The following is a 23,698-nucleotide window of genomic DNA, read 5'->3' as shown; positions in this document are numbered from 1 at the left end:
CGGAAATGGGCCCAGGCGCCGGTTTGCCCCGGTCATACCAGTTCGCCGGCCTCCAGTTTCTGGTGGCGCGGCGAAATTTATTATATAGACTGGTCTATATAAATAATGAGGAAACCGCCGTGCATCCCAGCAATCCGCCAGAGGGCTTCGTCCCGCACTTTCGCGATAGCGGCCTTACGGCTCCCTGGAAGCCGCTTTTCAGCCGTTTTGACGGCGACGCCGTGATCATCGGCCTGCGCGCCGGGTCGGCCCACGCCAATTCGCGGGGTCTGGTTCACGGTGGACTCATCATGGCGCTCGCCGACAACGCCATGGGGCTGAGCTGCGGCCGCGCCAGCGGCGGCTCCGGCCTCGTGACCGTGGCGCTCACCGCGGAATTTCTCGGCGTCGCCCGCCTCGGGCAGTGGCTCGAGATCCGGCCGCGCGTGCTGAAAGCGGGCCGCTCGCTGTGCTTCGCCGCCGCCGACATCGTCGCCGACGGCGTCGCCTGCGCCCATGCCAGCGCCACCTTCAAAACCGCCGCCTGACCGGCGGCCCCAGGAGAGCACACGCCATGACAGCCGATTGCCCCACCCCGGCGGACGACGCCCTGCTGCGCCGCCTGCAGGAGATCAACGCCAGCGCCGCTTTCAACCGTTGGGCGGGTTTTGAAGTCAGCAGCGCGGCGGAAGGCTACGCTGAACTGACGTTGCGCTGGCGCGAAGATTTCGGACAGTACGCCGGCTTTCTCCACGCCGGCATGATCGGGGCGCTCATAGACACCGCCTGCGGCTACGCCGCCGCCACATTGTGCGGGCCGGTGCTGGCGTCACATTTCAATGTCAGTTGCCTGGCGCCGGCGACCGGCGAGAGGTTCCTCGCCATTGGCCGGGTGACGCGCGCCGGTCGCAAACAGGTGTTCACGCGCGCGGATCTGTTTGCCCTGACCAGCGACGCCCGCAAATGTGTGGCGACGGGAGAGGCGCTTCTCGTTCCTGTCGCCGGTTGAACCGGTCAGGGTGGGCGCCTGGCGGCAGGCGCCGGTTCCCCATTCAGGCCTGCCGGTCGCCCTTGCGCCGCCGTGTCGCCACGAACACCATCAGCGCGGCGCCGACGCCATACAACCCCCATTTGAATGGCAGGACGTCCGCCGTCTCGGAGCGGATCGGCAGCACGGTCACCGTGCCGGGACGCGACTGAACGCCGGCCTGGCCGTCGGCCCGCGCGGCGGCGATCTGCTGCGGCGACACCACCCATTCGGCGCCGCGATGCCTGTCCCAGGCCATGAAGCCGCCGCCGACCACGACGCCAGCCACAAGCGCCAGAATGATGCGCGAACCAAGGTTCATACGTCTCCGCTCCCAATATTACGTAACGGAAGCTACATACGCCGCGATCCCTTGCGCTGTCACGCCTTCGGGAGCCCGCCGCGTCTCACTTGAAATCCAGGGTTGCAGCATGCAAATCCACAGGCAGGCGGAAACGCCGCCATGATGCGCCGCCGCGCCGCCAAAAAGGTCGCGGACCGTTCGGGAGCCTGACGATGACCACGCTTTTCCGGGATCCGCGCCTTAAACTTCAGGCTGGCGCGCCAGCAGCCGTCATGAAGCCGTCCGCTGTCCTGTCTGGCGCCGCGCCGGGGCTCCGGCTGGCCGCGCATCGCTGGGGCCGCGCCAGCCTCGCCGCCTGCTCCGCCCTCGCCGCCGCCGTGTTCGCGTTTGAGGCCGCCGAGGCCGCGTCGCGCCATGGGGCGAGCCGGAGCAGCGCGCCGCAGGCCCGTCAGGCGGCGCCGCGCGGCGAGGTCTTCCTCAATGGCCGCTGGGTCAGCTCATCCTGGTGCGACGCCACGGTGCCGGGCCCCGACGGCGGCCCGGGCGGCCCCGGCCGCGGCCTTTGCAACGCCAATACCCCCCGGCGCTGAAACACGCACTCTGACAGGCGCCGCCTGACTACCGGCCGGCCCGGATTCCGGGCCTGGCCGCCCATGCCCGGCGATAGCATTTACGTCTGACATGCCCGAACCGGGCGGGGCCCGGCATGCCCCGCGCGCGTGCGTCTTGCGCGCCGGCGGCCCGCATGGAACTGTGCGGCCATGCTGCGGGCAAGGCCCCGAAGACATGCGCCGGGCCATTCTCCATGGCCGTCATGTCCGGCCCTGTGACGCCCGGGTGAAGAGGGAGAGAAACCATGCCAGTCAATCGCCAGGTCACCATGGCCGTGCGCCCGGTCGGCGAGCCCAAACTGACCGATTTCGGAATCGTCGATGCGCAGGCGCCTTCGCCCGGCCCCGGCCAGGTGCTGGTGAAAACCCTGTGGCTGTCGCTGGACCCCTACATGCGCGGCCGCATGAGCGAGGCCAAATCCTACGCCCGCTCCCTGCAGCCGGGAGACGTGATCGTCGGCGGCACTGTTGGCCAGGTGGAAGCGTCCAACAATAACGCTTTCAAACCCGGCGACATTGTCCTCGGCTACGCCGGCTGGCAGGGCTATTACGTCACCGACGGCTCGGATCTGCGCAAGATCGACCCCGCCGACGCGCCGATCCAGAGCCATCTCGGCGCGCTCGGCATGCCGGGCATGACCGCTTACACCGGCCTGCTCAACATCGGCCAGCCGAAGGCCGGCGAAACCGTCGTCGTCGCCGCCGCGACGGGCGCTGTCGGCGCGCTGGTCGGTCAGATCGCCAAAATCAGGGGCGCCCGCGCCGTTGGCATCGCCGGCGGCCCGGAGAAGTGTAAATTCCTGATCGATGAGCTTGGCTTCGACGCCGCCGTCGACCATCGCGACCCGGAGATGAAAGCAAAGCTGAAGGCGGCCTGCCCGGATGGAATCGACGTCTATTTTGAGAATGTCGGCGGCGCGGTGTGGGACGCGGTGTTCCCCCTGCTCAACGACTTCGCCCGCATTCCCCTGTGCGGCCTCATCGCCCACTACAATGATACCGCCGTTCCCGAAGGGCCGGATCGCCTGCCTGGCCTGATGCGCCAGGCGTTGACGAAGCGCCTCACCCTTCGCGGCTTCATTGTCTCGGATTTCGCCGCCGACGGCCCGGCGTTCCAGCGCGACATGAGCCAGTGGATCCGCGAGGGCAGGATCCGTTACCGGGAAGACATCGTCGAAGGCCTCGACAAGGCCCCGGAAGCATTCATCGGCCTGCTTCGCGGCAAGAACTTCGGCAAGCTTCTGGTCAAGGTGGCCTGAGGAGCCCTTTGCGGCGGCCCCCATGAATAACACGCCCCGGCGGGGTTGAGGCATTTTCCGGCAAGGCGCGCCGCCAGCGTCGGAAAATGCCCCGCCGGGGCTTTTTGCCATCACGCCATGGAGTGCGCGAATTCCCGCACGCCCGAGGCGATGAACTGCACGGCGATGCAGGCCAGCAGGAAGCCCATGATCTTGGTAACGGCCTGAATGCCATGTTCGCCAAGGAAGCGGGCCAGCCAGTCGGCGCCAGCCAGCACGATCCATGCGATGACGCCGGTGATGACGATGCCGGCCAGGACCACGGCGTAGCCCAGAAGCTGGTGATCCGCCGGGATTTGCGAACCATAGCCCATTACGATGGCGATACAGCCCGGCCCCGCGAGGCCCGGCATGGCGATTGGCGAAAATGAAATATCCACCTCGGCCCGCTTGATGGCGTCCGGCCCGCCCTTCACCGTATCCGCCTCCCCGTCGCCGGAGAACAGCATGCGGAACGCCAGCACCAGCACGATCAGGCCGCCGGCAATGCGGATGCCGGCAAGCGAAATGCCGAACAGCGCGATGATGCCGTTGCCGAGCAGGAAAAACGCCACGAGGACGCCGATGGCGTACAGCGCTGATTTGCGCGCCTGCCGACGCCGGAATTGCGACGAACCCTGCCGGGTGAGGCCCAGGAACAGCGGCGCCATGCTGACAGGGTTCATCACCGGCAACAGCCCAAACACCACCAGCGCGACGTCTTTGACGGCCGTGACGACGAGGTTCATGACTTATCCATCCTGGCGGAAGCGCTATCGCGCCCGCCAGTCCTGATCACAGAACCGGACGGTTTGCGCGCCAACCGGACTCATCATGCGAACAACGCGTCAAACAATGACCAAACGGCGATAGCGCCGGCGTTTTCGGCCGTTACGCGCCCCGCCCTTCCCGCCGGCTCATCCGGCGCCTTCCCGGGCGGCGTCGGCCTCCGGCTCCGGCGACCGCTCCGGCAACCGGCGCGCACGGGCCGCCCGGCGCTCCAGGCGCCACACCGCGAGCGACAGCAGCGCGATGGGCGCGCCCACCAGCGCCGTGCAGATGAAGAACCATGGATAGCCGACCTTGTCCGCCAGCAGCCCCGAGGCGCCGCCAACGAATTTGCCCGGCAGGGCGTAAAGCGAACTGAGCAACGCATATTGCGTGGCCGCCATGGTCGGCGACGTCAGCCCGGACATGTAGGCGATCAGCACCGAGCCGGCGAAGCCGCTGGCGAAATTGTCGAGACTGATCGACAGGGTGAGCAGCGTCAGGTCATGCCCGCGCACCGCCAGCCACGCGAACATCAGGTTGGAGGCCGCCGCCGCCACGCCGCCGAAGACGAGGCAGGGCATGACGCTGAAACGGGCCGCCGCCACGCCGCCGACAAAGGCCCCGGCGATGCCGACCCAGACGCCAAACACCTTCGATACGCTGGCGATCTCGGATTTGGAGAACCCCATGTCGATATAAAGCGGATTGGCCATCACCCCGGCGACAAAATCCGGCAACCGGTACAGGGCGATCAGCGCCAGGATCAGGATCAGCGAGGAGCCCTTGCGCCGCGCCAGATCGGTGAACGGCTCCACGATCGCCTCGCCGATCGTCGCACGCCAGCTGCGTTGCCGTGATGGAGCCGTGTCCTCCGCCAGGCGCGGCGCCGCCAGCACGCCAGCCATGCCGACCAGCATCAACACCGCCATGGCGAGATAGGCGCTGCGCCAGTCGACGAAATCGGCGATATACAGCGCGCCGGCGCCGGAGCAGAGCAGCGCCAGCCGGTATCCCAGCTGGTAGATGGCCGCCAGCATGGCCTGCCCGTCCTGCGGCGCGGCGTTGATGCGCCAGCCGTCCACGGCCACGTCCTGGGTGGCGCTGGCGAGGGCGACCAGCAGGGCAAAGCCGATCAGCCCGGGCAGAAACACTGCCGGGTCCGACATGGCCACGCCAATCAGGCCGGCCGCCACGCCGCATTGCGCCAGCATCATCCAGGCGCGCCGCCGCCCCAGCCAGCGCGCGAGCAACGGCGGATCAAGACCGTCCACCGCCGGGGCCCAGACAAACTTGAAGGAATAGGCCAGCGCCACCCAGCTGAGCAGGCCGATTTCCGTGCGCGACACGCCAGCCTCGCGCAGCCACGCCGACAGCGTGCCAAACACAAGCAGGAATGGCAGGCCCGAACTGAAGCCGAACACCAGCATCAGGACATGACGCCTGTCGGCGAGGGAGCGGAAAATGGCGGCGTAACGGTCGCGAATCGCAGGCATGCCGGAGTATGGCGCCACAGGGGGGCTCATGACGATGCGGCCTCGACCACACGGTTCTGGACATCGCGCCCCAGCAATGCTGGCTTGCACAATACGCCAGCTTCCATAAGGAAAGACGCGGCCAGCTCGCCGGGCCGAAACCGGGCCGGCGCCCCGCCCCTGGGCGCGCCCGCAGCGCCGAACGAAAGCTTTGCGATGAATGCCCCCGTCTCCCCGTCCCCCGCTCCCCGTGTCGCCGCCGTTATCGGCGCGGGTCCCGCGGGCCTGATGGCGGCGGAGCGTCTGGCCGGCGCGGGGCTCGCCGTCACCGTTTACGAGCGCATGCCGAGCCCGGCGCGCAAATTCCTGATGGCCGGACGCGGCGGCCTCAACCTCACCCATTCGGAGCCGCGCGACGCCTTCCTGCGCCGCTACGGCGCCGCCGCCCCGTGGCTGACCCCGGCGATCGACGCCTTTCCGCCCGACGCCCTGCGCGCCTTCGCGGCGGAGCTGGGCGAACCCACCTTCATCGGCTCCAGCGGCCGGGTGTTTCCGGAGAGTTTCAAGGCCTCGCCGCTGCTGCGCGCCTGGCTGCGCCGCCTCGCCCAGGCTGGCGTCACCCTGCGCACCCGCTGCACATGGCGCGGCTGGAACGCCGACGGCGCCCTGGCGTTCGATGGACCGGAGGGCGCGTTCTCCGTCGCGCCGGATGTGGTGGTTCTGGCGACCGGCGGCGCCAGCTGGCCGCGCCTTGGCGCCGACGGCGGCTGGACCGGGCCGCTGGCGGAGGCGGGCGTCGCCGTGACGCCGCTGGCGCCTTCAAACAGTGGCGCGCTGATTGGATGGTCAGCCTACCTGCAGGACAAATTCGCCGGCCAGCCGCTGAAGCGCATCGCCCTGACCTGTGACGGCGTGACGGCGCGCGGCGAAGCGGTCATCACCCGCGGCGGCATGGAGGGCGGCGTGGTCTACGCGCTTTCCGGCGCCATCCGCGCCGCCCTGGCCCGCGACGGTGAAGCGCGCCTGAGCCTGAACCTGCGTCCCGATCTCGACCAGAAGGAGCTGGCGGCGCGGCTCGCCGGCCCGCGCGGCCGCAAATCCGGCGCCACCTGGCTGCGCAAGGCGGCGGGCCTCGCCCCGGCGGCGGTGGCGTTGCTGCGTGAAATTGATCTGGCGGAGGGCGTCGACAGCCTGACCAATGACGCCGCTACCCTCGCCCGCCGCATTCGCGCCCTGCCGCTCAGCGTCGCCGGCGTGGCCCCGCTGGAGCGCGCCATCTCCACCAGCGGCGGCGTGGCCCTGTCGGAAATCGACGCCCACATGATGCTGGTGAAAAAGCCCGGCGTGTTCGTTGCCGGCGAAATGCTCGACTGGGACGCCCCCACCGGCGGTTATTTGCTTCAGGCCTGCTTCGCCCTCGGCGCGGCGGCGGCGGCGGGCGCGATACGCTATCTCCAGGCGCAAAGCTGATCCGGGGCAAAGAACCGGCCAGGCCAACAGCCGGCCCAGGCCCGGAAAAAGCCGACCAAAGTCCCACGCTGTCGCCAGTCCAGATGCGCATCGCGCCACGGCGACGCTTTCTGATCGCGTGACGCCCTGACAGGCAGATGTGACCCGGACATATTCTTTCTGCCCGACCATGGGGCCTGGAAAAAATCTTGCAATGATTGCAGCGGCAATGCCTGCGGATTGGCGCATCGCCTTGCCGGGCAAGCGGTTTCCCCGATGCCGCCGGCGCCGGCCATCCACACGCACGCATTGCCAGACGCGCCGGACACCGCTAACAATTGCCCTGTCCGCCATTCGTGGCGGGCGATGATCTCAGGGCGGGGTGCAATTCCCCACCGGCGGTAAGCGGTTTGCTTGGACGGTTCCTTTCGAACCATCAGGTCGCCGCAAGCCCGCGAGCGCCCTGCGAGGATCGCCGGCTTCCGCCGTGCGACGCCGCGCAGGGGTCAGCAGACCCGGTGCAATTCCGGGGCCGACGGTCACAGTCCGGATGGAAGAGATCGGTTGCAGGGGCGCCCAGCCCGGCGAAAACAGATTTTCGCCCAAGGCCGCCCGTCGTGCGTCCGTATGCCCTGATTCATGCCATGGCAAACAACAAGGACGCCAATCATGAATCAACACGTGTCTTCGGCCAATGTTTCCGGCGCCGCCAGCGCCCGCCGACCCACCCGCATCGCCTTCATCCAGGCCTCCTGGCACCGCGAAATCGTCGACCAGAGCCGCGACGCCTTCCGCGCGGCGATCGCCGAAAGCGGCCGCGACGTCAGCGTCGATTTCTACGAGCTGCCCGGCGCCTATGAAATTCCGCTGCTGGCCAAAAAGCTGGCGGAACAGGGCGGTCATGACGCCATCGTCGCCGCCGGCCTCGTGGTCAATGGCGGCATCTACCGGCACGAATTCGTCGCCGACGCCGTCATCTCTGGCCTGATGCGCGTGCAGCTCGACACCGGCGTGCCGGTGCTCTCGGCGGTGCTGACGCCGCTCAATTTCCACGAGCACGCCGAGCACACCACCTATTTCTACAACCATTTCAAGGTGAAGGGCCGCGAAGCCGCCGCCGCCGCCCTCGCGGTCACCGCGGCGAATTACGGCGTCCCGGTCGCGACCGCCGGCGCCAGCGCCGGTTGATCGCCACCTCCAAACGAAACAACGCCGTCCAGGCAAAAAAACGGGCGGCTCCAGAAATCTGGGGCCGCCCGTGATGTTTGCACAGGCTCACCCGGGCAGGCGCGGGTTTCGGGCCGGCGGGACGGAGTATGCCCCGGAAAAGAAAAGCTCCGCCGGTAAAAACCCAGCGGCTGACCAGGACGCGCCGCCCGAAAGACGCCGCCCTGGGACAAGTCCAAGCCACATCCGGCCTTCAGGGTCGAGGCGCCTGTTACCTTGCCCTCGCCCCGGCGTCGGCGTCCGCCCAGGCGCAGACATGGTAGTGGCCATCCCCATACGCCGTGTCGAATACCTTGAGGCGGCGGAAATAATGGCCGATGACGCACTCCTCGGTCATGCCCATGCCGCCATGCAACTGGATGCCCTGGGCGCCCACATGGAAGCCGGCGCGGCCAATGCGGGCCTTGCTGGCTGAAACCAGCGCCCGCCGCTCGTCTGCATCAGCCAGATCCAGCGCGCCGAGACCGCGCGCCAGGCTGGCGCGGGCCAGTTCAAGCTCCACGAACATGTCGGCGAGCCGGTGCTGCAACGCCTGGAAATCGGCCAGGGCGGCGCCGAACTGACGGCGCGTGCGGAGGTAATCGCGCGTCGTCCACAGCGCCTGCTCCATGGCGCCCACCGCATCGGCGCAACTGGCCATGATCGCCCGCGCCGTCATGGCGTCGAGGGCGGCGAACGCCTGACCCTCCGCGCCGATCAGCGCGCCAGCCTCCAGCCGGGCGCCCGTCAGCGCCACGTCGCCGACCTGCTGGTTGTCGATGGTGCGGAACGGTTTGACAGCGACGCCCGCCGCCGTCGCCGGCACGCAGAACAGGCTGATCCCGTCCTCATCGCCATCATCGCCGCTGGTGCGGGCGCTAACCAGAAACACATCCGCCGCCGTCGCCCCGGCCACCACGCACTTCAAGCCGTCCAGCACCCAGCCGTCGCCGTCCTGGCGGGCGCTGGTCGTCACCCATTGGGTTTTGCCGCGCGCCTCCGGTTCATCATGGGCGACGGCGAAAACCGTCTCGCCCGCAACCAGCGCCGCCAGATCCGCAGTGGCGCCGCAAGCCGCCAGCAGGGCGCCTGGCGCGACAACGCAGCCAATGAATGGCTCCATCACCAGCCCCCGGCCCAGCTCCTCGGCGATGACGGCGATATCTGCGGCGTCGCCGCCATAGCCGCCGGCGTCTTCCGGCAGGCCGAGGCCAGTCCAGCCCATCTCCGCGAAGCTGGCCAGCCCGGCGCGGATGTTGTCGCGCGTCGCCGGACGCTTGCGCAGATTGCCGAAGGCGTCGTGCTTGCGGGCGAAAGCGGCGGCGCTGTCGGCCAGCATGCGCTGGTCATCGGTCAGTTCGCGATGGCTCGCGGTTTCACCGCGCAGCAGCAGGCGCGCCAGAATGTTGCGCTGCACCTCGCTGGAGCCGCCATAAATGGTGGCGGCGCGCATGAACAGAAAATCCGCGACCATGTCGACCGCGTGCGGCTGGCCGGGCAGATAGACGCCGGCGCGGTCCTTCGGCTCCGGGTAGAAGGCGGCGCCATAAGGCCCCAGCACCTCCACCATCATGCGCAGGATCTCCTGCTGCAACCGGGTGCCCTCCAGCTTCAGCACCGACGGCAGGCCGGCGTCGTCGCCGCCGGAGGCGAGCGCCTGCATCACCGCCTCTTCCAGCGCCAGCATGTCGATCTCGAGCTGGCCGAGGCGGTGGCGCAGGTCGGCGCTTTCGATCAGCGGCCGGCCCCAGCGCTTTTCCACCTGCGCCATGTCGCGGATCAGCGCCAGATTGCGCTTGTTGCGCGGCACATTGGCGGTGGCGACGCGCTCATTGCCAAGCAGCCATTTGGCGTAATCCCAGCCCCGGTTTTCTTCGCCCACCAGCTGGTTGGCGGGGACGATGACATTGTCGAAGAACACCTCGCACAGGCTCTCGCCGCCATCGATCGACTGGATCGGCCGCACCGTGACGCCCGGCGACCTCAGATCGACCAGCAGGAAGGAGATGCCCTTCTGCGGTTTGGCGTCCGGATCGGTGCGCACCAGGCAGAAGATCCAGTCGGAAAAATGCGAGTGGGAGTTCCAGATTTTCTGGCCGTTGACCACGTAATGGTCGCCCTCGCGCACGGCGCGGGTGCGCAGGGAGGCGAGATCGGACCCGGCGCCTGGTTCGGAAAAGCCCTGGGACCAGTAGACCTTGCCTTCGCGAATGTCCGGCAGGAACCGCGCCTTCTGCTCCGGCGTGCCGAAGCGGGCGATCACCGGTCCGACCAGGGCGACGCCCTGGACATTGTTGGTTGGCGCGCCGGCGGCCACCAGTTCGGCGTCGAAAATGTAGCGCTGCATGGCGCTCCAGCCGGTTCCGCCCTCTTCCACCGGCCAGCCGGGAACCGACCAGCCGTTGCGGTGCAGGATGGCGGAAATCTCCAGCATGTCGTCCCGGGTGGGGTGCACCGCCGTGCGGTTACGGCGCGTCAGCTCCTCCGGCAGATTGTCGCGCAGCCAGGCGCGCACATGGGCGCGAAAGGCGTGGTGATCCAGCTGTGTGTCCGCATGCGCCGGAATGGCGGGGGAAATCGCGTTCATGCCCTGCTCCTGCTCCCGTCAGGCGCGCCGCTTGTTGTTTCCCCGTTTGGCCGGGCGCGGCGTCCGCTTTGCCGTATGGCTGCCCCATCATGACAAGGGATGCGGCCGGCGTCATGGCTGATGACGCCGGCCAACCCTGCGTTCACTTCATGGCAGGCGCGCGTTACTCCGCCGCCTTCCTCGCCTCGCCGGGCCGGCGCGTCGCGCCGGCCGCCGCCAGGGCGCGCTGGCGCGCCTGCTCCATGGGATACAGCCGGTTCATCATCAGCCGCTGGGCCGGCAGGCCGCCGCCAGCCTGCAGGGCGACCACGAACTGCCAGCCGCCATAGGCGTCGGCGGTCAGGTCGCGGATCATGTTGTAGACGCGCATGCGCGTCTCCACGTCCACGGTCTTCTTCGTCGCCAGATACTTCAGGATGTACTTGCCGGATTCCGGATTGCGCAGGTCAGACTCCAGCGGCAGCGTCAGCACCAGGCCGCCGGAGAGGTCGTGCAGGAACTTCACGGTCTGGTGGAAGTTGGCGGCGTAGTAGTATTTGGCGGCGTTGATGCCGAGGGTGTTGGGATGCACCATGCCGGACGGCGTGGTTTCATAATGCCGCAGCGAATAATCCAGCGACATGCGCAGCATTTCCGCATAGGTGATCAGCTCGGCGATCGAGTTCTGGGCAATCGGATCGTTTTCCTTGCCCTGCATCTCGGTGACGAGTTGGGCGAGGCCGACGAACAGTTCCGACATGCGCACCGCCTCGATGACGCCGCCGGTCCGCTCCCACAGGCCCAGCGACTGGGCGAGCTTGCTGGCGAGTTGCACCTCGCCGGCGAGGAACACCCGCTCCCACGGCACGAACACGTCGTCGAAGATCACCATGCCTTCCGGCATCGAATGGTGCGACGAGGCCGGATAGTCGAAGGCGTTCAGTTCGGCCGGCGCGAACGAGCGGTTGATGATCTTGACGCCGGGCGTGTTGACCGGGATCGAGAACGACACCGCGTAGTCGGTTTCGTCCTGGCGCATGCCCTTGGTCGGCATCACCACCAGTTCGTGGATGCATGAGGCGGCGGTGATGTGCAGCTTGGCGCCGCGCACCACGATGCCATCCTTGCGGCGCTCGACGATGCGGACATACATGTCCGGGTCGTCCTGCTCATGGGCGCGGCGCTTGCGGTCGCCCTTGGGGTCGGTGATCACCTCGGCGCCGCGCAGGTCGTTGTCCCGACAATATTTGTAGATGCGCTCGATATTGTCGGCGTACATCGGATTGACGGCGCGAATATCATCGACGCACTGCAGCAGCGCCATGAACACGCCGGAAACCGCCGTGCCGATGGAGGTGTGCATCAGCATCTCGACGCGGGTCTGCAGGTCTTCCGCCGTGCGCGGAACCTGGAAGATGCGGTGCGCTTCCGACCCATCCTCGGTCCTGTAGCGGCGCAGATGGCCGAGATCCGGATCGTCATATTCATAGTCGTGGGCGATCAGCGCCAGCGGCACGCGGAAGCGGTCGCTCTTCGTGATGTCCGGGATGCTCTGGCCGTCCCAGAAGGTGACGCGGCCGTCACGCAGGGATTCGTAATACTGTTCAGGGGTTTTCAGGGCCATTTCCAGTCTCCGTAGGCGTTTCCAGGCAGGCGTTTCCAAGTAGACGTTTCGAGGTAGACGTTTCGAGGTTTTCGCGCGGCGACTGCGCCGGCGCGGGTCAGACCGGCGTCTGCAATTGCTTGCGCAGCAGGGGTTTGTTGATCTTGTTGGCCCCGCTCAGCGGCAGCGGTTCGGCGCGCAGATCGACCGAGCGCGGGCATTTGTAACGGGCGATATGGGCGCGGCAGTGGGCGACAACCGCCTCTTCCGTGAGGTCGGCGCCAGGCGCCATGGCGATGACGGCGTGCACCTGTTCGCCCCAGCGTTCGTGCGGCATGCCGATCACCGCGCATTGCGACACGCCGGGGATGGCGTAGATCACGTCCTCCACCTCCGACGAATAGACGTTCTCGCCACCGGTGATGATCATGTCCTTCAGGCGGTCGACGAGATAGACGAAGCCTTCGCCGTCCATGTAGCCAAGGTCGCCGGTGTGCAGCCAGCCGTTGCGCACCGTCCGCGCCGTCAGCTCCGGCTCGCGCCAGTAACCTTTCATGATGGTCGGCCCGCGCACGACGATTTCGCCCATCTCGCCTGGCGGCAGCGGCGCGCCCTCAGGATCGAACACGGCGACGTCGAGCCCGGTCAGCGCCCGGCCGCAGGATTTCACCCGCCCTTCGTGGCGATGGGTCGAGACATAACGCGACGGCAGGGCGGTGCAGGAGGCGGTCGCCTCCGTCATGCCGTAGCAATGGATGAAGCGGGCCGACGGCATCAGCGCCAGCGCCTCGTTCAGCAGCGCCTCCGGCATCGGCGAGGCGCCATAAAGCAGGGTGTTGAGGCTGGTGAGGTCGTGGCGGCGGCTGGCCGGGTCGTCCAGCAACATGCGCAGCATGGTCGGCACCAGCGAGGTGACGGTCACCCCATGGGCGCCAATGGCTTCCGCCACCGCGGCGGGCTCGAACTTCGGCAGCAGCGCGACGCGCCCGCCAGCCACCATGGCCGGAATGCAGATGCCGGCGGCGCCGACATGGAACAGCGGCCCGGAGATCAGCGCCGTCGATTCCTCGTCGAGGCGGATCGCCGCCGCATAGGTGACGGCGCTGAACAGGATGTTGGCGTGGGTGTGCATCACCCCCTTGGGCGCGCCGGTGCTGCCGCTGGTGTAGAACAGCGCCGCCACGTCGTCGCCGCCACGGCCGCGATCCTCCGCCGGCTCCGCCGCCGTCACCAGCGCCTCAAAGGAGAGCATGCCTGGCGGCGTCGGCCCGTCGCCGGCATGGATGACGCAGCGCACCCCAGTCGCCGCGGCCAGTTCAGCGCCGGCGTCGGCCCAGGCGTCGTCCACCAGCAGGATGTCAGCCCCGGCGTGGGTGACGATGGCGGCAAGCTCCGGCAGGGCGAGACGGAAATTCAGCGGCGTGAACACGCCGCCGCCCCAGGGAACGCCGAAGTAAAATTCCAGATAACGGTGGCTGTTGTTGGCCAGCATGCACACCCGGTCGCCATCCTGCATGCCGAGCCCGCGCAGGGCGCCGGCCAGACGCGTCGCCCGGTCGGCGAAGGCGCGCCAGGTAAGCCGCGTCGCGCCGTCGACCACGGCGATCTCGCCGCCGCGCAGGCGCACGCAGCGCTGCAACGCCTGGGACAATCGCAGTCCCGCCGCAACGCCGCCATGGGGCGCCGGCGGCGCCAGCCAACTGGTCAGGTCCGTCTGCACGGCTCCGGCGGCGTCCGCCTGCCGCGCGTCGATGGTCGCCGTCGCTTCCACCCTCATGCCTCTCCCCCGTTCATGCGCTTCCTCCGGTCGCTACAGGCTGAACGTCAGCGTCCATTCTGCGGAGACGGGCCGGCGGGCGGTTAACCGCCCTTGTCCGGCGTCATGGTCCATGATCGCGCTCAGCCGCAGGCGACCTTCAGCGACGCGGCGGCGGCCAGATCGCTCGCTCCGGCGCGATGGTTGGCGCGCATGTGCGCAAACTCCACCACCTGCTCGCCGATCATGCGAAACTGCCGGTCAACCGCCGGATCCACGCATTGCCCGTCCGCGTCGAACACTGGCGTCACGGCGCTGAAGGCGGCGGCCATCGGCGTCGGCCAGCCACGCAGGGCGTGAACAATGCTGCGCATGGCGGAGAGCGTCGTGCCCATGGCCTGCGCCCCGTAGGCGCTGACGATGCAGCCAACGGCGCGCCCGTCGAGATACGGGGCAGCGTCGTCGCGCAGATCCTCAATGTAATCCAGCGCGTTCTTGAGCAGGCCGGAGATGGAGCCGTGGTAGCCAGGCGAAGCGAGAATGACGCCGTCGGCGCGCCGCAGCGCCTCAATGTAACGGGTGACGGCCCCGGTGCGGCTGTCATCTTCAGCGCCGTACATGGGCAGGTTGAGTTCGGCGCCGGTGAAGATCGCTGTTTCGGCCCCGGCGGCGCGCGCATGACGCAACGCGGCGCGCAGGGCCAGCTCCGATGACGAGTTCTGGCGGGTCGTTCCGCCGACGCCGACAATCAGTGGACGGCTCATCTGTTTCCTCCGTTTGCCGGCAGGGCGGACACCGGGGCCTGCTCCTGCTGTTTGCCGCAGCCCTGGCGCAAGGCGGCCGCCGCCGCGCCGGAACGCTCTGGGCTCGCGCGCCAGCCGGGGCCTGCGCGGCGGCTTTTCTTGCGGGCGCTGTTTTCGCCCGGGCGTTGATGTACATCAGAATAAGATAAGTTATGTTATTGTCAATTACGTCGCGTCGCCATTCCTGCGCATGGATGTTATGAGGCTGGCGCAGAATGGAAAGGATTCCAGATCGATGACCGACGCCTCGCCGCCGAAAGCCAGACCGTCCCGGTCCCGGGCTGCCGACGAACGGGACGCGCGCGAGGCCAGCGGGCGTGGGCGGGCCGACAAACGCCTGACCCGGGAAGACTGGATCAGCGCCGGCCAGGACATCCTGCGCGAAGGCGGCGTGTCGTCCGTGAAGCTGGCGCCCCTCACCCGCCGGCTCGGCGTGTCGACCGGCAGTTTCTATCACCATTTCGGCGACTTCGAGGAATATCTGGGGGAGCTGGCCGCCAGCTACAGCATGGGCCGGGTGCGCGGCGTGCTCGACCGGACCTCGTTCGACGATCCCGACCCGCGAACGCGGGTGCGCGAACTGGCGCGGCGCAGCGTCGTCGAGGGCACCTTCGATCTCGACCACGCCATGCGCATCTGGGCCACCATGGACCCGCGCGCCGCCGCCACCGTGCGCGAGGCGGAGGCGCAGGTGCTCGCCTTCCTCACCGAAGCGTTCCGCGATCTGGGCTTCGACGCCACCCAAGCCGAACTGCGCTCCCGCATCCTGATGGCGGTGAACGTCGCCCATCTGCAACTGTTCGACACCGGCGGCCGCCGCCGCTTCTTCAAGGACGCCTTCGACCTGCTGGCCTCCCGGACTGACAGCGACGGCAAGGACTGACGGCGCCGCGGCCAGGCGCTGACGTCTGGATCGGTCATCCGAAAGCGCCAACGGCCGGAGCGTTAATGTTCGAACCGCCCGCGCTCCATCCGTGGCCGGATTTGTCCGGCCATCCACCAGGATACGCGCTGGTCCCCCACAGGGCGCCAGAACGCGGATGCCCGCGACAGGCGCGAGCATGACGCGGCGAAGATGAGACGGCGCGCCAGGCCACGGACACAGCCCGACGCCGGGGCGTGACGCGCGAAAGACGGCCGCCGACTTTCCAGCGCGGCCTATTCCACCGCGTCCCAGCTGGCGCCGTTGAACCGTTGCAGGCGCATGTGGGTGACGACGGCGTAATCGTCCGGCGTGGTGTTGATCAGGCTGCCAGGCAACAGCACCGGAATGCGCACATTCTTCAGATTGGCGGCCTGTTTCAGGATGTTCTCGCGGCTGAGATCCTCGCCAGCCTGGCGCAACACCTGCTCCAGGGTCTGGGCGTAGGCATAGCCGACGATATTCAGGGTGTCCGAGGGATCGGCGCCGGGCAGATATTTGTCGAACCAGGCGCGCCATTCCTTCACCGCCGCATCGTCTTTCCACGCCGGATCGGTGGCCTCCTTGATGAAGCCGGCGGTCATCACCCCCGTCGAGGCGTCGATGCCGGCCGGCTTGAAGGTCGAGCCGATATAGGCGGAGCCGAGCGTCAGATAAATTTGCGGCTTCCAGCCCATTTCATGGATCTTGCGAATGGCCTGGGCGGCCTGGCGCGAATAGGCGAACAGGAACACCGCGTCGACGCCCGCCTCCTTCAGATTGATGATCTGCGAATCGATGGTGGGATCGGTCGCCTGGAAACTCTGGGCGCTGGCGATCTGCCCGGCCCGGTCGCCAAGCCCGGCGCGCAGTCCGGCCAGCAGCTCCTTGCCGAAATCATCGTTCTGGTAGAGCACGCCGATTTTCGCCTGCGGCGTGCGTAGCGCCGTCTGCTCGCCGAAGAAGACGCCCTCGCGGTGTAGCGCCGGCTGCCAGGCCATGGTCCAGGGGAAGCGCTTCGGATCGTTGAACGCCTGCGAGCCGCCGGCGACGAACAGTTGCGGAACCTTCTTGCCGTTGAGCCAGGCGCGGATCGCCAGATTGTTGGCGGTGCCCAGCGTGCCGAAAATCAGGGCGACGTCATCGCCTTCCACCAGCTTGCGCACCCCCTCCAGCGCCTTGGGAGCGCTGTAGCCGTCATCGAGCGACAGGAAGCGAACCTTGCGGCCGTTGATGCCGCCGCGATCGTTCAGATAGCGAAAATACGCCGCCTCGGCCTTGCCAAGCTGGCCATAGGCGGAAGCCGGGCCGCTGTAGGGCATGGTCTGGCCGATGCGGATTTCGTCGGCGGTGACGCCCGGCCCCGTGTAACGGTCGGCCGCATGGGCAAAGGATAGCGCCGCCGCCAGCGCCACGGCCGCCGTCAGGCCCATGGCGGGGCACGGCCGGACCAGCCGGCGCAGGACTTTCTGCAAGGACTTCTGGAGCATGACGCTCTCCCAGATGGGCGGGACTGAGGCAAGGGGATTGGGGCAACGGGATTGAGGCAACGGGATTGCCGGGGCGGATGCGCAGGACGCGCCGGAAGCGCCGCCGCCCGCTTGCGCGCGACCCTCGTTCAACCCGCCAGCTTGCAGGCCCCTTCGGACAGGGGCCGGAACGCCTGTTCCGGCGGCACGACGCCGGCGATGGTCACGTAGTCCCACGGACCTTTCGATTCCGCCGGCTTGCGCACGTGGCACAGATACATGCGGTTCATCAGCCGGCCGTTCGGGGCGATGCGCGCCGGTCCGAACAGCGGCTCGGTCACTGGCAGCTCCTTCATCTTGGCCACCACGGCGGCGCCGTTTTTCCGCGCGACCTCCGGCCCCACAGCTGCGGCGGCGCGCAGGTAGTGTAGCGACGCCGAATAGGCCCCGGCGATGTTCTGGGCCGGCCGCAGGTCCTTGACGAACGGCAGCAGCCGCTGGGTGAAGGCGCGGGTGGCGTCGTCACGATCCCAGTAGAAGCCGTTGGCGTAATAGATGCCCTGCGCGTCCTTCAGGCCCATGGAGTGCACCTGCGGCACGTCCATCAGCATGGCGGTGAGGATGGCGCCGTTGCCGGTGATGTTGAATTCATTGGCCTGCTTGATGCAGTTCACCAGATCGTCGCCGGCGTTGGCGAAGCAGATGACTTTGGCGCCGCTCTGCTGCGCCTGCAGCAGATAGCTGGAGAAGTCGCCGGAGCCGGGAAACGGATGCCGCACGACGCCGAGCACCTTGCCGCCGCGCTTCTCGATGATCTGCGAGGCGTCGCGCACCACCGAGGCGCCCATGGCGTAGTCGGCGGCGATGAAGAACCAGGTGTCGCGCTTCTTGTCCATGATGGCGTTGGCCACGGTGCTGGCCATGCCGTAGCTGTCATAGGTCCAGTGCACGTGGTCGGGGCCGCAGAACTTGCCGGTGAGGTCCTCGGTGGCGGTGCCGGTGAACAGGCCGACGCGGTTGCGGTCGCGGGCCAGCTCGGTGATGCCGAGCGCCAGGGCTGACATGGGAATATCGGCGATGGCGTGCACGTCGCCGGTGTCGAACCAGTTGCGGGCGACGGCGAGACCGATGTCCGGCTTGAGCTGGAAATCCGCCTGGACCACCTCCACCGGGATATTGGGCTGCTCCTTGTGGAAGTCCTCCACGGCGAGGCGCACGGCGGTGACGGCGCTGACGCCGGACAGATTGGAATACGGGCCGTTCATGTCGGCGAGCACGCCGATGCGCAACGGTTTGTCGCCGGCGGCGCGAACGATGGCGGGCGCCGCCAGCGACATGGCGGCGCCCATGGTGAAGGCGCGGCGCGAAATGCCAGTCATGTTTCCCCCTCCCTGCAGATGCAGCAGGCGTTTCCATTCCCTGATCACCGCCCGTTTTCGGGTCGACAATAACATAACTTATCTTATTTCAATTTTTCTAACAGGCCTTTCACCGGCGCTGCAAGCGGAATCCGGCCGACTGGCAAAAATCGTCTGATCAAAAATCACCAGACCAGAAACCCCGGCCGAAAACCGGCGGCTCAAATCCTCTGGTCATAAATTGATGGGGAACCGATCCGCGGCCGGCTACGCCTTGCGGCGGCCGGCGCCGGCGATGCGGGCGTCGATTTTCTCCAGCGCCCGCGTCAGGCTTTCCAGCGCGTCCTCGTCCATATCGGCCAGGATATCGTCTTCGACCGAGGCGATGATGGTTTCGATCCGCCGCAGGACGGCGTGACCGGCCGGGGTCAGATACAACAGGTTGGCGCGGCGGTCCGCCCGGTCCTGCCGGCGCACCACCAGGTCTTTCGCCACGAGAATGTCCAGCAGTCGCACCAGCGTCGAGCCACCAACGCCAACGGCCGCCGCCAGATCCTTCTGCGAGACGCCGTCGCCGCAACGGGCGATCTGCGCCAGCGGCCCCAGGGTGGCGTCGGTCAGGCCAAGCTCCGCCAGGCTGGCGTCGATGGCGGCGCGCCAGCGCCGGGCGAGGCCAACGAACAGGACCCCGAAGCGGTTGCGGGCGCGAGGCCGCCCATCGACAAGCGGAATGGCGGCCATCGTCACAGCGAACGCGTCAGCAGCGACCAGGTGGCGTCCAGCGCCACCACGGCGCCGCCGATCACCCGCGTTCCCAGCGACGGACGCTCCAGCTTCGCCGCCGCGACCACGACGCTGTCTGGCGCTGGCTGCCGGTCCACCGGTCGTTGCGGCGGCAACGGGGCCATCGCCAGCATGCGGAAGCGGGATGCGGTCGCCTTCGCCATCCGCGTCGCCCGCCGACCGGCCGTGTGAGCGGCAGGCGCCGGACCAGCGTCAGCCGCCATGGCGCGGGTCGGCGCCTGTCGCGCCCCGCCCACTGCCAGCGACAGCGGCATGGCGGCGAACTGGTCGCGCGCCGCCGGAACCAGCGCCGCACGATGAATGAAGCTGGCGTCGCCGGGGCTGGCCTGAGAAAGACTGGCGTCCGCCAGCCGGTCGATGACCTTGCCGCTAGCTGCGAGGCGCGGCGGCTCGACCGGGTGCTGTCCGGTTTTCGAAGGTCCTGACAGCGACGCCAGGGCGATGCTCATCACCGACACCACGCCATTGATGACGGCGCGGCGGCAGAGCTTTTTCAGAGTATGCGTTGGCATGAAAGTGGCGTTCCCGCAGTTTCGGCGGGAACAATGCCCGTGGTCGTGGACCAAAAGCCGGCGCCTGTGTTGCTGAATGTTGCCACGCCATGGAAAATTGTATCCAGGGCGCCTGGCGCCAGGGTCACGCCCGCTCCGGCGCAGGCCCCTTCGGCAGGGTCATGCGCGCCAGCAATCCCTGCGGCGGATTGTCATGCAGGCTGAGTTCGCCGCCATGGGCGGCGGCGATCGACTGGGCGATCGACAGGCCAAGGCCAAAGCCCTCGGCGTCGCTCTGGCGGCGGGCCGCGTCGCCGCGCGTGAATGGTTTCAGCAGCAGCAACCGGTCGGCCGGCGCAATGCCGGGGCCATCGTCGGCCACGTCGATCACCAGCGCCGCCTCCTCCTGGCGCAGCCGGATGGCGACGGTGCGGCCATAGCGGACAGCATTCTCGACCAGATTGACCACTGCCCGCTCCAGCTGCCGGGCGTGCCCCAGCGCCACCGCCTGGCGCGGGCCCTCGTAACGCACATCCCGGCCCATGTCGCCGAACGTGTCGGCGATGGTTTGCAGCAGGCTGGACAGGTCGACCGGCGCCGCCGGCTTCTTCTGGTCGCCGTCGCGCAAAAAGAACAGCGCCCCCTGCACCATGGCGTCCATCTGCTCCAGGTCGCGGGTGAACTGCGCCTTCAGTCCAGGCTCCTCGATGAACTCCGCCCGCAGGCGCATGCGGGTGATGGGCGTGCGCAGATCGTGGCTGACGGCGGCCAGCATCTGCGTGCGGTCGGCGAACATGGAATGGATGCGGTCGCGCATGCGGTTAAGCGCCCGCACCGCGGCGCGAATCTCCGCCGGCCCCTCCTCGCGCAGCGGCGCCGGATCGCGATCGACCGAAAACTCTTCCGCCACTTTGGCAAATCTGGCCAGCGGCGCCGTGACGCCGCGCGAGGCCCAGATGGTCAGCACGCCGATATTGACCGCGACCAGCCCCAGCGTCCCCACCACGAAAAGCGGCAATGGCGTCGGTCGCGGCCCGCCGGGCAGCCCGTTCGCCAGCATGACCTGGAGAACCTGCCCGTCCGGCAAGGCCACCATCAGCGCATCCGGAACGCCGCCCGGATCCCTGACGGCGCCGGCGGGGACCCATACGCGGAATGCTGGCCCGAGCCGCTGCCCCAGGCCGTTCACAACCGGATGCGCCTCCTTCTCCGTGGCCTCCGGCGCATGGCCCGGCATCAGCGTGAACCGGAAACCCGGCTCCGCAATATGGGCCGCATCGAGAATTTGCGGCCGCAGCCCGGCGGACGCGGCGGCGGTCAGGCGGATGACGGCGGCGACAGGGGCAAGTTCCGGCGGGCCGCGATGCGGGCGCGGCGCCAGCAGAAACAGCGCGCCAGCCATCAGCATTTGCAGCAATACGACCGCGCCGATCACCATCATGGCGATCTGGCTGGCGATGCGGGAGGGCAACCGGAGACGCGGCGTCATTGGCGCTGGACAGCGGGCGTGAACAGGTAACCGCTGGAGCGGATGGTCCGGATGATGTCGGGGTCGCGCGGATCGCGCTCGATCTTCTGGCGCAGCCGGCTGATCAGCACGTCGATGCTGCGCTCGAAGGGCGCCGCCGCGCGCCCCTGGGTCAGATCGAGCAGCGTATCACGCGACAGCACCCGCCCGGCGTGTTCACACAACGCCCGCAGCAGTTCGAACTCCGCGCCGGTGACGGCGATGCGCACGCCATCGGGATTGCTCAGCCTGCGCGCCGCCGCATCGAGCCGCCAGCCCAGGAACGTGAAGGCGCTGACCTCCTCCACGATCCCGTGGGGATTGTCGCGGCGGCGCAGCACGGCGCGGATGCGGGCCAGCAGTTCGCGCGGATTGAACGGTTTGGCCAGATAGTCGTCAGCGCCCATCTCAAGACCGATGATCCGGTCCACGTCCTCGCCGCGCGCCGTCAGCATGATGATCGGCAGGGCCGACGACAGGCGCAGCCGGCGGCAGATGGCGAGGCCGTCCTCGCCCGGCAGGTTCAGGTCGAGCACGATCAGATCGACCCGGTCGGCGCGCAGCAGCCGGTCCATCTGCCGGCCATCCGCCGCCGTGGCGCACCGCATGTCGTTCTGCATCAGGTAACGGGCGACGAGCGCGCTGATCTCACGGTCGTCCTCGACAATCAGGATAAGGGGGGAAACGTGCATCAGGCGACCCAGGCAACCGGTTGGCGCCGACTATAACCGCCAATGTGGCCGGAAACAGCCGTATCTGGCGCGACAGGGGGTTCACGACAGCGGCTGCGGAAGGCTATCAGGCAATGCAACCCGGACAACAATCAATCCAGCGAGATGCTTCTCCCATGAAACCGCCCGTCTGGCGCCAGAACAGCGCCGTCTATCCGCATGTTTTCATCTTGCAGACCCGCTATCGCGACGAAGACCGTCTCGGCCACGTCAACAACATCGCCGTCGCCGCCTACTATGACGAGGCCCGCTCGCGCTTCACTGGCGAGGTCGTGCGCGCCGCCTCCGGGGAGCGGGTGCGCATTGTCACCGCCGACAGCCGCGTCACCTATCTGGCCGAAGTGTTTCATGGCGCGGACGTGGAGATTCGCAGCGGCGTCCTGCGCATCGGCTCGGCGTCCTGGGACATCGGCCAGGCCATGTTCCAGAACGGCAAATGCGTCGGCCTCTGCCAGACCACCCTGGTCCAGGCCACGGCCGAAGGCGCCCAGCCCCTCCGCGACAGCCTGCGCGCCGCCCTGACGCGGATGCTGGTGAACGAGCCGGCGGACGCCTGAGACGCGCGCCATACCGGGCGCAAGCCCTGGCGTGTGCTGGCGCGCTGACGTGCCGGCGTGCATGGCCGGAACAGATCCGGCCATGCCGGGAGAGGACGGAAGCCCGGCCTTGCCACGTGGCGCCGTCGCGGCTCCCGTCCATGGGCCAGACGGGCGACCGGCGGCCCGTCAGTCCTTCGGTTCGAGGCGGCTGCTTTTCTTGCTGAGGAAGGCGTCAAGGCCGGCGGCGACCTCCGGGCCGCTCTGGACGATGCCGGCCATCAGGCTCTCGGCGAACAGGCCGTCGGTGGTTGACATGTCGTTGATGCGGCCGATGGCCGTGACCATGGCGTAATTCGACAGCGGCGCGTGCTTCGCGGCGGCCTCAGCGATGGCGATGGCCCGCTCCAGGCCGGCGCCGGGCGCGACAATTTCGTGGCACAGGCCAAGGTCAAGCCCGCGCGCCGCGTCATAGGTGCGGGCGGCCAGCATCATGTCGACCATCCGGCCAGGGCCAATGATGCGCCCCACCCGCACCGTGGCGCCGCCGCCGGTGAAGATGGCGCGCTGCCCCTCCGGCAGGGCGAAGAACGTCGACGGCTCGGCGACCCGGGTGTGACAGGCGGCCGCGAGCTCCAGGCCGCCGCCCACCACCGCGCCGCGCAACGCCGCGATCACCGGCAGGCCGCCATACTGGATCTGGTCGAAAGCCCAGTGCCACTTCTGGCACATGCGCATGAACTGGGCCGGCGTGCGACGCAGGCGGGCGTGCTCTTCCAGGTCAAGACCGGCGCAGAAATGATCGCCCTCGGAGTTCAGCACCACGACGCGCGCCTCCGCCGGCGGATCGGCGAAAAAACGGCCGATTTCCATGACGGTGTCCTCGTCGATGGCGTTGCGACGCTCCGGCCGCGCCAGGGTGAGGATGGCCACGGTGTCCCGCATCTCCAGTTTCAGCGAGCGGAAGGTTGTCATTCGGAAGCCCCGTCGGTTCGCGCCAGGCAAGCGGCGCATTATTGCATCTGCGGCCACATTGCTGCTGAATGGGCGCCAGGAAAATAACGGGAACAGCCAAAA

The 23,698-nt window shown here is 68.0% G+C and carries 22 protein-coding genes and 1 riboswitch; of the genes, 8 read left to right on the top strand and 14 right to left on the bottom strand.

Annotated features, from left to right (window positions below; all coding sequences use genetic code 11):
- Positions 1-119: 119 nt before the first annotated feature.
- Both EV666_RS00260 and EV666_RS00255 read left to right on the top strand, forming a co-directional pair.
- Positions 120-527, top strand: coding sequence for a PaaI family thioesterase (locus tag EV666_RS00260; protein WP_245514126.1), 408 nt, complete (start codon positions 120-122; stop codon positions 525-527).
- Between the two features lie 26 nt (positions 528-553).
- Positions 554-988: a PaaI family thioesterase gene (locus EV666_RS00255; RefSeq protein WP_207906301.1), complete on the top strand. Its 435-nt coding sequence runs from the start codon at positions 554-556 to the stop codon at positions 986-988.
- A gap of 43 nt (positions 989-1,031) precedes the next feature.
- On the opposite strand, the gene EV666_RS00250 is transcribed toward EV666_RS00255, so the two are convergent.
- A complete protein-coding gene (locus EV666_RS00250; RefSeq protein ID WP_132001176.1) occupies positions 1,032-1,328 on the bottom strand; it encodes a hypothetical protein in 297 nt (98 codons plus the stop codon).
- Between the two features lie 194 nt (positions 1,329-1,522).
- On the opposite strand from EV666_RS00250, the gene EV666_RS00245 reads away from it, so the two are divergent.
- On the top strand, positions 1,523-1,900 hold the full coding sequence (locus tag EV666_RS00245) for a hypothetical protein (RefSeq protein ID WP_132001173.1): 378 nt from the start codon (positions 1,523-1,525) through the stop codon (positions 1,898-1,900).
- Positions 1,901-2,166: 266 nt separating this feature from the next.
- Positions 2,167-3,180, top strand: a complete 1,014-nt coding sequence (locus EV666_RS00240) for an NADP-dependent oxidoreductase (RefSeq protein ID WP_132001170.1) — start codon at positions 2,167-2,169, stop codon at positions 3,178-3,180.
- 110 nt (positions 3,181-3,290) lie between these two features.
- Here EV666_RS00240 and EV666_RS00235 read toward each other — a convergent pair whose 3' ends face one another.
- Together EV666_RS00235 and EV666_RS00230 are read right to left on the bottom strand one after the other, a co-directional pair.
- Positions 3,291-3,947 carry a MarC family NAAT transporter gene (locus tag EV666_RS00235; RefSeq protein ID WP_132001167.1) on the bottom strand — a complete coding sequence of 219 codons (657 nt, stop codon included), beginning with the start codon at positions 3,945-3,947 and terminating at the stop codon, positions 3,291-3,293.
- 168 nt (positions 3,948-4,115) lie between these two features.
- A complete protein-coding gene (locus tag EV666_RS00230) occupies positions 4,116-5,492 on the bottom strand; it encodes an AmpG family muropeptide MFS transporter (protein WP_245514125.1) in 1,377 nt (458 codons plus the stop codon).
- 165 nt (positions 5,493-5,657) lie between these two features.
- On the opposite strand from EV666_RS00230, the gene EV666_RS00225 reads away from it, so the two are divergent.
- Entirely contained in the window at positions 5,658-6,911 is a 1,254-nt protein-coding gene (locus EV666_RS00225; RefSeq protein WP_132001164.1) for a BaiN/RdsA family NAD(P)/FAD-dependent oxidoreductase, read from the top strand.
- A 343-nt stretch (positions 6,912-7,254) separates the two neighbouring features.
- A riboswitch (FMN riboswitch) is annotated at positions 7,255-7,456 on the top strand.
- Between the two features lie 103 nt (positions 7,457-7,559).
- Positions 7,560-8,078, top strand: a complete 519-nt coding sequence (locus EV666_RS00220) for a 6,7-dimethyl-8-ribityllumazine synthase (protein WP_132001161.1) — start codon at positions 7,560-7,562, stop codon at positions 8,076-8,078.
- Positions 8,079-8,328: 250 nt separating this feature from the next.
- Here the strand turns inward: EV666_RS00220 and EV666_RS00215 are convergent, their stop codons facing one another.
- From EV666_RS00215 to EV666_RS00200, 4 genes are all read right to left on the bottom strand, one after another.
- Positions 8,329-10,683 carry an acyl-CoA dehydrogenase family protein gene (locus EV666_RS00215; protein WP_132001158.1) on the bottom strand — a complete coding sequence of 785 codons (2,355 nt, stop codon included), beginning with the start codon at positions 10,681-10,683 and terminating at the stop codon, positions 8,329-8,331.
- A 163-nt stretch (positions 10,684-10,846) separates the two neighbouring features.
- A complete protein-coding gene (locus tag EV666_RS00210; protein WP_132001155.1) occupies positions 10,847-12,286 on the bottom strand; it encodes a 4-hydroxyphenylacetate 3-hydroxylase N-terminal domain-containing protein in 1,440 nt (479 codons plus the stop codon).
- Positions 12,287-12,383: 97 nt separating this feature from the next.
- Positions 12,384-14,042 carry an acyl-CoA synthetase gene (locus EV666_RS00205; protein WP_132001152.1) on the bottom strand — a complete coding sequence of 553 codons (1,659 nt, stop codon included), beginning with the start codon at positions 14,040-14,042 and terminating at the stop codon, positions 12,384-12,386.
- 122 nt (positions 14,043-14,164) lie between these two features.
- Positions 14,165-14,785 (bottom strand): NADPH-dependent FMN reductase, encoded by a 621-nt coding sequence (locus tag EV666_RS00200; RefSeq protein WP_132001149.1) that lies wholly within the window; start codon positions 14,783-14,785, stop codon positions 14,165-14,167.
- A gap of 274 nt (positions 14,786-15,059) precedes the next feature.
- On the opposite strand from EV666_RS00200, the gene EV666_RS00195 reads away from it, so the two are divergent.
- On the top strand, positions 15,060-15,707 hold the full coding sequence (locus EV666_RS00195) for a TetR/AcrR family transcriptional regulator (RefSeq protein WP_165909838.1): 648 nt from the start codon (positions 15,060-15,062) through the stop codon (positions 15,705-15,707).
- Positions 15,708-15,982: 275 nt separating this feature from the next.
- Here EV666_RS00195 and EV666_RS00190 read toward each other — a convergent pair whose 3' ends face one another.
- The 6 genes from EV666_RS00190 to EV666_RS00165 all read right to left on the bottom strand — a co-directional run bounded on the left by EV666_RS00190 (position 15,983) and on the right by EV666_RS00165 (position 22,046).
- The gene (locus EV666_RS00190) at positions 15,983-17,215 is read right to left on the bottom strand and encodes an ABC transporter substrate-binding protein (protein ID WP_245514124.1); all 1,233 of its coding nucleotides are present in this window, start codon (positions 17,213-17,215) and stop codon (positions 15,983-15,985) included.
- A 128-nt stretch (positions 17,216-17,343) separates the two neighbouring features.
- Positions 17,344-18,573 (bottom strand): ABC transporter substrate-binding protein, encoded by a 1,230-nt coding sequence (locus EV666_RS00185; RefSeq protein ID WP_165909837.1) that lies wholly within the window; start codon positions 18,571-18,573, stop codon positions 17,344-17,346.
- Positions 18,574-18,819: 246 nt separating this feature from the next.
- On the bottom strand, positions 18,820-19,293 hold the full coding sequence (locus tag EV666_RS00180) for a MarR family winged helix-turn-helix transcriptional regulator (RefSeq protein ID WP_132001140.1): 474 nt from the start codon (positions 19,291-19,293) through the stop codon (positions 18,820-18,822).
- 2 nt (positions 19,294-19,295) lie between these two features.
- Positions 19,296-19,868, bottom strand: coding sequence for a hypothetical protein (locus EV666_RS00175; protein WP_132001137.1), 573 nt, complete (start codon positions 19,866-19,868; stop codon positions 19,296-19,298).
- Between the two features lie 124 nt (positions 19,869-19,992).
- Complete coding sequence (locus tag EV666_RS00170) at positions 19,993-21,336, bottom strand: ATP-binding protein (RefSeq protein ID WP_132001134.1); 1,344 nt, start codon at positions 21,334-21,336, stop codon at positions 19,993-19,995.
- Positions 21,333-22,046 carry a response regulator gene (locus tag EV666_RS00165; RefSeq protein WP_132001131.1) on the bottom strand — a complete coding sequence of 238 codons (714 nt, stop codon included), beginning with the start codon at positions 22,044-22,046 and terminating at the stop codon, positions 21,333-21,335. Before EV666_RS00165 ends, EV666_RS00170 begins: the two co-directional genes overlap by 4 nt.
- Before the next feature lie 155 nt (positions 22,047-22,201).
- Between EV666_RS00165 and EV666_RS00160 the strand changes: the two genes are divergently transcribed.
- Positions 22,202-22,642 carry an acyl-CoA thioesterase gene (locus EV666_RS00160; protein WP_165909836.1) on the top strand — a complete coding sequence of 147 codons (441 nt, stop codon included), beginning with the start codon at positions 22,202-22,204 and terminating at the stop codon, positions 22,640-22,642.
- A 168-nt stretch (positions 22,643-22,810) separates the two neighbouring features.
- Here EV666_RS00160 and EV666_RS00155 read toward each other — a convergent pair whose 3' ends face one another.
- Complete coding sequence (locus EV666_RS00155) at positions 22,811-23,596, bottom strand: crotonase/enoyl-CoA hydratase family protein (protein WP_132001125.1); 786 nt, start codon at positions 23,594-23,596, stop codon at positions 22,811-22,813.
- Positions 23,597-23,698 lie beyond the last annotated feature (102 nt).

This window comes from Camelimonas lactis (genome assembly GCF_004342915.1).
Classification (GTDB): Bacteria; Pseudomonadota; Alphaproteobacteria; order Rhizobiales; family Beijerinckiaceae; genus Camelimonas; species Camelimonas lactis.
The sequence above is the reverse complement of the archived record's forward strand: the minus strand, read 5'-3'. Positions and strand labels throughout refer to the sequence as shown.